9 protein-coding genes and 5 tRNA genes (1 of these 14 only partly in view) are annotated in these 7,239 nt (G+C 33.2%); 9 read left to right on the top strand and 5 right to left on the bottom strand.

From position 1 onward, the window contains the following. The 5 genes from ACOXXR_RS08815 to ACOXXR_RS08795 all read left to right on the top strand — a co-directional run. A tRNA-Tyr gene (locus ACOXXR_RS08815) sits at window positions 1-32 on the top strand (it extends 49 nt beyond the left edge of the window). A gap of 6 nt (window positions 33-38) precedes the next feature. Continuing rightward, window positions 39-109: transfer RNA gene (locus tag ACOXXR_RS08810), tRNA-Trp, on the top strand. A gap of 12 nt (window positions 110-121) precedes the next feature. Continuing rightward, window positions 122-194, top strand: a tRNA-His gene (locus ACOXXR_RS08805). A 13-nt stretch (window positions 195-207) separates the two neighbouring features. Continuing rightward, window positions 208-279, top strand: a tRNA-Gln gene (locus ACOXXR_RS08800). Between the two features lie 9 nt (window positions 280-288). Continuing rightward, window positions 289-372 (top strand) — tRNA-Leu (locus ACOXXR_RS08795). An 85-nt stretch (window positions 373-457) separates the two neighbouring features. Here ACOXXR_RS08795 and ACOXXR_RS08790 read toward each other — a convergent pair. Genes ACOXXR_RS08790 through ACOXXR_RS08770 form a run of 5 tightly spaced genes read right to left on the bottom strand, consistent with a single transcriptional unit; the run spans window position 458 to window position 3,948 of the window. Continuing rightward, complete coding sequence (locus tag ACOXXR_RS08790; RefSeq protein WP_009732034.1) at window positions 458-1,591, bottom strand: tyrosine-type recombinase/integrase; 1,134 nt, start codon at window positions 1,589-1,591, stop codon at window positions 458-460. A gap of 3 nt (window positions 1,592-1,594) precedes the next feature. Then, the gene (locus ACOXXR_RS08785) at window positions 1,595-1,789 is read right to left on the bottom strand and encodes a DUF3173 domain-containing protein (RefSeq protein WP_000598356.1); all 195 of its coding nucleotides are present in this window, start codon (window positions 1,787-1,789) and stop codon (window positions 1,595-1,597) included. A gap of 59 nt (window positions 1,790-1,848) precedes the next feature. Continuing rightward, on the bottom strand, window positions 1,849-2,235 hold the full coding sequence (locus ACOXXR_RS08780; protein ID WP_009732035.1) for a hypothetical protein: 387 nt from the start codon (window positions 2,233-2,235) through the stop codon (window positions 1,849-1,851). A 2-nt stretch (window positions 2,236-2,237) separates the two neighbouring features. After that, on the bottom strand, window positions 2,238-3,434 hold the full coding sequence (locus tag ACOXXR_RS08775; protein ID WP_123159906.1) for a replication initiation factor domain-containing protein: 1,197 nt from the start codon (window positions 3,432-3,434) through the stop codon (window positions 2,238-2,240). A 40-nt stretch (window positions 3,435-3,474) separates the two neighbouring features. Further along, the gene (locus ACOXXR_RS08770; RefSeq protein WP_123159905.1) at window positions 3,475-3,948 is read right to left on the bottom strand and encodes a hypothetical protein; all 474 of its coding nucleotides are present in this window, start codon (window positions 3,946-3,948) and stop codon (window positions 3,475-3,477) included. A gap of 321 nt (window positions 3,949-4,269) precedes the next feature. Here ACOXXR_RS08770 and ACOXXR_RS08765 point away from each other — a divergent pair, with 321 nt between their 5' ends. The 4 genes from ACOXXR_RS08765 (at window position 4,270) to ACOXXR_RS08750 (ending at window position 7,101) form a co-directional block, all read left to right on the top strand. Further along, window positions 4,270-4,716 carry a helix-turn-helix transcriptional regulator gene (locus tag ACOXXR_RS08765; protein WP_049518301.1) on the top strand — a complete coding sequence of 149 codons (447 nt, stop codon included), beginning with the start codon at window positions 4,270-4,272 and terminating at the stop codon, window positions 4,714-4,716. An 80-nt stretch (window positions 4,717-4,796) separates the two neighbouring features. Next, the gene (locus tag ACOXXR_RS08760) at window positions 4,797-5,468 is read left to right on the top strand and encodes a type II CAAX endopeptidase family protein (RefSeq protein ID WP_154859144.1); all 672 of its coding nucleotides are present in this window, start codon (window positions 4,797-4,799) and stop codon (window positions 5,466-5,468) included. A 198-nt stretch (window positions 5,469-5,666) separates the two neighbouring features. Beyond that, window positions 5,667-6,284, top strand: a complete 618-nt coding sequence (locus ACOXXR_RS08755) for a tetratricopeptide repeat protein (protein ID WP_445278450.1) — start codon at window positions 5,667-5,669, stop codon at window positions 6,282-6,284. A 448-nt stretch (window positions 6,285-6,732) separates the two neighbouring features. Beyond that, window positions 6,733-7,101 carry a hypothetical protein gene (locus ACOXXR_RS08750; RefSeq protein ID WP_445278449.1) on the top strand — a complete coding sequence of 123 codons (369 nt, stop codon included), beginning with the start codon at window positions 6,733-6,735 and terminating at the stop codon, window positions 7,099-7,101. The last annotated feature ends 138 nt before the right edge of the window (window positions 7,102-7,239 follow it).

Below are 7,239 nucleotides of genomic sequence, written 5' to 3'. Positions count from 1 at the left end.
CGGGTTCGGGGGTTCGAATCCCTCCCCTTCCATCCTTTACGGGCATAGTTTAAAGGTAGAACTAAGGTCTCCAAAACCTTCAGTGTGGGTTCAATTCCTACTGCCCGTGTATAAGAATATGGCGGGTGTGGTGAAGTGGTTAACACACCAGATTGTGGCTCTGGCATGCGTGGGTTCGATCCCCATCACTCGCCTATTTTATATTATTGGGGTATAGCCAAGCGGTAAGGCAAGGGACTTTGACTCCCTCATGCGTTGGTTCGAATCCAGCTACCCCAGTTATACTTTGCCGGCGTGGCGGAATTGGCAGACGCGCTGGACTCAAAATCCAGTGTCCGCAAGGACGTGCCGGTTCGACCCCGGCCGCCGGTATAGTATTAAAGACAAGGTTTTCGGACCTTGTCTTTTTCTTTTATTTGTTGAATTTGTAACGCTGAGTTACTTAAAATTACTAGTTTTATAACAAATCATCTAATTTATCCGCTAATTTTTGTTGCTTGCTTGGATACAAATGAGAGTATGTATCTATTGTTGTAGTTATAGAAGCATGTCCTAATCTTTCTTTTACGACAAGATAATCTTCTCCTTGGTTTATTAGTAGGGAAGCATGTGAATGCCTGAAGTCATGAATTCTTATTTTTTTTAAAGAACTATCTCTTTGTAATATTTTTTTATATTGTTTTTCGATTGAATCCTTAGTTATCGTAATCGGGCTATTTTGAAATATCTGTAGATCATCTAGGTTGGTTGTAAATTCTTTTAATCTTTCATGCTGTGTTTGCCTCCATTCTTCTAGTGTCTCCACTAGTTTGGTGTTCATGATGATTCTTCGGGTTCCAGCTTTTGTCTTTGTACTACTAATGTGTTCTTCACCTTTTTTAACGTATATTGATTTACTTACATGGATTGTATTTGTAGAAAACTCTATGTCCTTCCACGTTAGAGCAAGAGCTTCTCCGAGTCTTAGACCAGTAAAAAATAGAACTGTGAATAGTAATTTTATATTGTATTCATCGTTGCTAAATAGTGTTAAGAAATGCTTAAATTCTTTTACTGTCCAGAAATTTAATTTTACTTTTTCTATGGGTAATTTTTTCAGTAATCCTACGGGATGTTCCTTGTAAAATCCCTTTCTTAATCCAACATCCAGAATTTTCTTTAGTAAAATTATAATTTTATTAATAGTGTTTGGACTTAGCTTCTTTTCTGAGTTTTGAGTATTTTTATCTCTTAGATGTTCTCTGAATTGATAGATATCTTCATAAGTTAATTTAGCTACATCATCAACTTTTTCAAAATAGTTTTTTATATGCCTGTTATAGTTGTTTTCTTGTGTATCTATATAGCTTTGTTTTCTGTTGTTTATTCTATCCTCTTCTTTTAAGAGATCATAAAGGATATCAATTGATATTTTTGAGTTGAAACTTTTTTCTTTAAGTTCGACACTTCGTAAGTATTGTTCGGCCTCCAATGCTTCTTTTTTAGTTTTGAATCCTTTTCTTACAATTCTACGTTGTTTTAGAGATATTGGATTTATACCATTGGAAACATCAACAATCCAAGTTCCGTCTCTACTTTTACGTAAAGCCATAAGCTACGCTTCTTTCTGGAGTTCAATTCCTAATAGTTCTTCTGCGACACTGGCTGGAATTGTACCAATCCTTTTGTTATCGTAGATGTTAAAACCACGATTCACTAATAGTAATTTGCCGGTATGGATAATCTTTCTTGCAGTTCCTGGAGCAAATCCAAGTTCGATAAGGTCATCTTTTGTTACAGTTTTAATCATGTGATCTCCTTTTCTAATTAGATTAAGTAAGGGGAGGATTAACTCCCCTTGTCTGATATTTATTTTTGTTTTACATCTACTAAATGGATAGCATCTGCCTTGTAATACATTGTCGAACTAATCATAGTAGCTTGTAAATTGTCAAATGTAACTGGTACTTCATCCATTGCTTGGATATAGTCATTATCAACCAAGGCATCTGGATTGTCTACTGAGACTTGGGTTGATTTCTTTTTGAATTGTCCATCCTTAATTGTTACATTGTATTTCCAACCAATGATTCTATCGGTATTAAAACGTCTTTCGCTACCATCTCGGTTTTTGATAATTTCTCCGTTTGCATCTGCTCGGACTTCCGTTTCAAATTTTGGAATAACTTCATCCAATTCAAATTTTGTTCCAATGTTATTAAAATTCCAGTCATTTTGTGAAAGCATTTTTGCCATAGTTAATTTCTCCTTTTGATATTTTCTTTGATTGTAGGGATTAAATCCTCTCTTTTAAAGAGAATTGCCCGTTCTATTAATCCACTTGCTAAATCTGGTGGATATTCCATATTGTTGAGTGCGAGATAGTTAGACTTCTCATACTCATGCAGTAAGTTATTGTCGTATAGAAATTTATACGCTTTTAGAATAGCTCCAGAACCTTTATAGGTAAACCATTCTAATTTTTGTTCTAGTTCTGTTTTTGGTTTTGGAATAATGATAGAGACAGGTTTTGAGTGACCTAAAAACTTTTCCCAAGATCTCAAAGGTTTTGAGAAGTGACTATCACTATAGAACCTCACTTTTTCTTTGAGATATCCCTTGGTAAAGTTGAGAAGATCTATTTCCGAATGCAACCATTCTTGAATGAAGTAGTGAGCTTTTTCTTTCCTAAGTTCTAACTCAGTTCTTATCCAATTTTCTATATACCGCTTGCTGATACCGAGCTTCTCAGCTCGTTCTAAGCGCTTATCGTAAATTCTAAGTCTTTCATCATCATTTGGTTTTCTTAAATATAAGGTCTGACCGATTGTTTCATCTCCATAGGTATTGTAGTAGGTGCTTTTTCCATATATAAAGCGTTTCTTCTGACAGATCTTTAGAAGTTGATTAGGAGTGAAATAGGGTGTTTCATTAAAATCATCTATTGCAATATCAATTCGTCTGATTGAAAAACGATGGAAATTGTAGTAGAGGTTGTCCAGAAACTGTCTTTCGGATAGACTATTTGGATCTAATACCATATCTCTATAGAATTCAAGTGCCTGTCCTGACATGACAAGCATGTAGGACGACTCTTTCGATCCATAGTAGATACGGATATTCCCATAATGAAGCTGGCTATCATAGTTATAGTATTTAAGGCTCCCCTTATTCTCAATAAATAGGTCAAAGTCAAGAAATAGGATATCTTCGATTATTTCTTTTGGTGAAAATTCAGTCTTATCAAACTGAATTTGAATCCAGTCAAATACAGAACGTAAATGCTCATTTTTTGCCATAGATTTTGATTCAACTTTTTGCCTAATTTTGCCACCCTTAAAATCTCCGAAACCCTTGGTAATACTGAATTTTTTCGATGGTACACCTAACTTGCAGAGGGTGGTGTTACTACACACCCTATCGGTCAAAAATGGTCCGTCCGCATCTACGCTCATTTTCGGCTTTCTGCCTCATGGCTCAGCCGAAAACTCGCTATTAGCCGAACCTATTTTTTGACCTCTTCTGAACAAACCCTAATAAGCCGGTTTGCATCGACTCTTCAATATCTTGGATTTTCTTTTTTAGACTGGCATTCTCATTTCTTATCAGTCGTATTTCTCGCTTAAATTCCTGTTTTAAGGCGCTCAGTTCATCGTAGAGCTCATCTATTACTTGGTTTAGGGATTCGTGCTCATTGTCTGCTAGACTCCCAAATACGGCTTGTATAGCCTCTTTTAGACCTATTTCAAGTTTTAGGTTAGCTAACTTTTGAAATTGTCTAAGGTCTTCGTTTGTAAAGTCATAGGCAACTGTATAACTTAATTGATGAGTTCTTGGATTTCTACTGATAGGAATTTTAATTTTTTTAAATTCCTTGCCACTTATCTCTTTAATCAGTTGAATCCAGTTTTTAAGAGTAGAGGTAGAGTTTAGGCCAGAAATTTGATTGACTAACTCTTTATTGGTCATCTTTTTGTGAAACCTCCGAAATTTTCTTGTACAACTGAAGAGTTTTCTGTGGTATAATTGTTACATAATATGTTTTGATCTTGGAACGAACGGCACATTTGTTTCAAGATTTTTTTATTTTGTCGAATCTTACCTCCTTTACTAAATTTTTTTAAATCGAACTACTAGTTACATACGCTTTTACCTCCTTTTATGCTATAATATTCTCAATGGAATATTTAATCTTAAAATAAATATTCCTTATGGAATAATTCTATTTTATACCGTTTAGAATATTTTGTCAAGTAAAAATATACGATTAAGAATATTTATAGGAGACTTATGTATACAGAGGATTATAAATTTTCAGATAGATTAAAAACTCTCAGAAAATCAAAAAAATTAACTCAAGTACAAATATCGGAATTAATTGGAGTTCAACAAGGGACATATTCTCGTTGGGAGAATGGAACGTTAGAACCAGGATTAGAATTCGTTGTAAAGTTAGCAAATATCTTTGGTACTACTACAGATTATTTGCTGGGACAAAAACCTTATTCAATTATCAGTAGTTTACCTCTAGAACAATTAGACCTTACCAATATTGCAAACTTTTCAAAGGATGAGTTTGATATTTTGAAACATTCAATAGCAGTTTCGGTGGCAAGAAATAAAATAAAGGCAACAGAACTAAAAGATAGAGTTATAGAAAAAAATCAGTTGTCAGAAAAAGATGCAGAACTTTTGAATAAGATTTTTGAAGAAGTTAAAACTTATTGGGAAAATTAGAAGGACGCTAGTCTTCAAAATTTCCTCCCAAAATGTGTCTAAAATATTGACGGAATTCCATATAAAGAGGAGAAATATTTATGCTTGATTTTGCTAAAATAGATAAAAAGTCTGTATATACTACGATCATTGGTTTGTTTCTAATGGCAGTATTGTCTTTGACAAAGATAATACCTGAACTTTCTTTGTCAGGTCTCACTGTCCTGATTGGTATTCTCTTTTTCTTTGTTCTTGAACATTTTGATAAAAAATCACATATAGAATCAGGTTTGCGCTTTAAATCATTTTTCGATGATCTGAAAAAACAAGGGGTAATTCTTTTGGTCTTGCTTCCTGTAGGAACCGCTGCAGCAACTTTGCTTGTCGGTGATATGATATTTAAGGGCGCTTTTGCTAGTCATGTTTTGGGAAGAACGGATGGTATGTTATCCTTCGATAAAATACCGCTCCTTATGGTTCAAATAGTAATCGCAGCCTTGGGGGAAGAAATTGCATGGAGAGGTTTCTTTCTTGGTAAGTCAATGAGAATTATACCATTTTGGCTTTGTGCCATTCTATCTTCTTTATTCTTCGCGATAGCCCATATTTCTAGTGGAAGCGTTGGGCTTGTAAGCTACGATATTTTCATGATTTTTGTTGATAGTATCATCTATGCAATGATTTATAAAAAGTCTGGGAATTGTTTGATTTCAACACTTTCTCATATTCTTGGAAATGCAACAGGAATTCTTTTGCTAATGATGTATAGCTAGACAGATTTTAATGTTATCTAGCTAATAAAGGATTTTCATTATAGGGAGGAAATGGTCACTATCAGCAAAAGTGCCCTAGATGACTTGATTTATAAAAGTATGGTTTATTTGATTAAGTTTCAATAGGTAAAGATTAGTATATTATTGTTGAGTGATTTTATTTTATGAAGTTTGTTTATAGTTGAAAGGGGAAAATAGATGGTCTCTAAACTTGATACAGCTTGGGCCTTGTTTCTGGAGGGAAAAACATCAGAAGCTAAAAAGTTGGTTGAACAAGATTTTTCCATTGATACCTGTACAGATTTTAGCCTTTTAAATCTGATGGGGTATTTATTATTGGCAGAAAAAGACTATGCCTCGTGTACCCGTATATTTGAGAAATACATTTTATTAGCTCAACAAAATGAAGATAAAGAAAATGAACACATTGGATTACATCAATTAGCTATGATCTACAGAGATCAGGGTGATTTTCATAAGGCTTTAAAGCTCATTGAAGATGAAGTGAAGATAATTGAAGAGCATTTTCCAAATGATAATCTAAAGAAAGCTGTGAATAACTACGAACAAGGCTATGTGAGATTTAAATTAAACAACCTTGATGAAGCACTTACATTCATGAATCTGTCATTGGAACAATCTTTAGAGACTGATGACGTGATTTCTCAAGGTTGTAGCTATAGAGGGTTAGGTGAAATCTATTTAGCCTTGGAAGATACGGAATTATCCAATAGACATTTCAAACGAGCTATAGAACTTTTCGAAAGTGTTGGAGAGTTTGAAGGGATAAAGGAAATTGAGGAATTGGCCCCTTAAAAGTTTAAAATAGATGAGTTCTGTTAATAAGCAGAGCTCTTTTTTATTTAGAGTTAAAAACTAAAAGTTTATGTACAATTGGTTTAACAAGAGCTAAACCCTTGATACAACTGAATTAGAAGCATAAAGTACATTCTTTAAAAAGTGTACTCTATTTTTGTTTTGTACATTATTCTGGGTTGGAGTTTTGTATGTTTTTAGTACATAATATCCTCTAATCTAAGAAATTGATTTATACATTTTTTTCAATGATAATCAATGTATAATAAAAAATTTAAAGTTCAAATTCTGGAATTAGTTTCACACACAATAAATTGAATTCTAACAAAAGTAATAATATAACGGGGCTGGATGGGGTGGAGGCCTATCCAGTAAAATATAACGATTTTAAAGAAGAAAACAGCTTATTAGTATACTCTTAATAAATAAAAAGAAAGAGGTCTAAAAAATGACTAAAAAAATTTTACCTTTAACATTAACTGTTTTGACTGTAGGATTAATTTCATATGCTTTATTAACCCCTGTTATTGCTAATTCGTTAGGAGCTCAACAAAAAGAAAATCAAACAATTGAAATTTATAAGAACCTTCTAAAAAATAAGTCTGAAAAAGAAATTAATGAATATTTCTCAAACCAACCTGATGACAAATTAATTATTGCGGATAAATCAGGTGGTTTTACGACAAGCTCAACAGATGATTACAGTAGTCCAGTTGAAACTATTGATAAAGATGGCAATAGAGAAGTAAAATCATTTCAAGATAAAACTGTTTCAGCGACAATCGGTGAAATTAAAGAAGCATTAAAGAATAACTAGAGAGTCAACACAATATCCTAGATTATAAGAGTTCTATTTATATGTAGAACTCTTTTTCTGACTAGCTTAATTTTACAAACTGAGGTATAAGAAAATGTACATTTGAAAAAATTTTTAGTTTTCACTTAAATAAAGTAC

It is taken from the genome of Streptococcus sp. KHUD_013 (genome assembly GCF_052588545.1).
Note: the sequence above shows the minus strand (reverse complement) of the source record. Positions and strands in the feature narration are given on the sequence as shown.

What these genes read in the sequence shown, in the direction of transcription:
- ACOXXR_RS08780 (WP_009732035.1), bottom strand. Translation starts at nt 2,235, where the DNA reads ATGGCAAAAATGCTTTCACAAAATGACTGGAATTTTAATAACATTGGA.
- ACOXXR_RS08765 (WP_049518301.1), top strand. Translation starts at nt 4,270, where the DNA reads ATGTATACAGAGGATTATAAATTTTCAGATAGATTAAAAACTCTCAGA.
- ACOXXR_RS08775 (WP_123159906.1), bottom strand. Translation starts at nt 3,434, where the DNA reads ATGAGCGTAGATGCGGACGGACCATTTTTGACCGATAGGGTGTGTAGT.
- ACOXXR_RS08760 (WP_154859144.1), top strand. Translation starts at nt 4,797, where the DNA reads ATGCTTGATTTTGCTAAAATAGATAAAAAGTCTGTATATACTACGATC.
- ACOXXR_RS08755 (WP_445278450.1), top strand. Translation starts at nt 5,667, where the DNA reads ATGGTCTCTAAACTTGATACAGCTTGGGCCTTGTTTCTGGAGGGAAAA.
- ACOXXR_RS08770 (WP_123159905.1), bottom strand. Translation starts at nt 3,948, where the DNA reads ATGACCAATAAAGAGTTAGTCAATCAAATTTCTGGCCTAAACTCTACC.
- ACOXXR_RS08790 (WP_009732034.1), bottom strand. Translation starts at nt 1,591, where the DNA reads ATGGCTTTACGTAAAAGTAGAGACGGAACTTGGATTGTTGATGTTTCC.
- ACOXXR_RS08785 (WP_000598356.1), bottom strand. Translation starts at nt 1,789, where the DNA reads ATGATTAAAACTGTAACAAAAGATGACCTTATCGAACTTGGATTTGCT.
- ACOXXR_RS08750 (WP_445278449.1), top strand. Translation starts at nt 6,733, where the DNA reads ATGACTAAAAAAATTTTACCTTTAACATTAACTGTTTTGACTGTAGGA.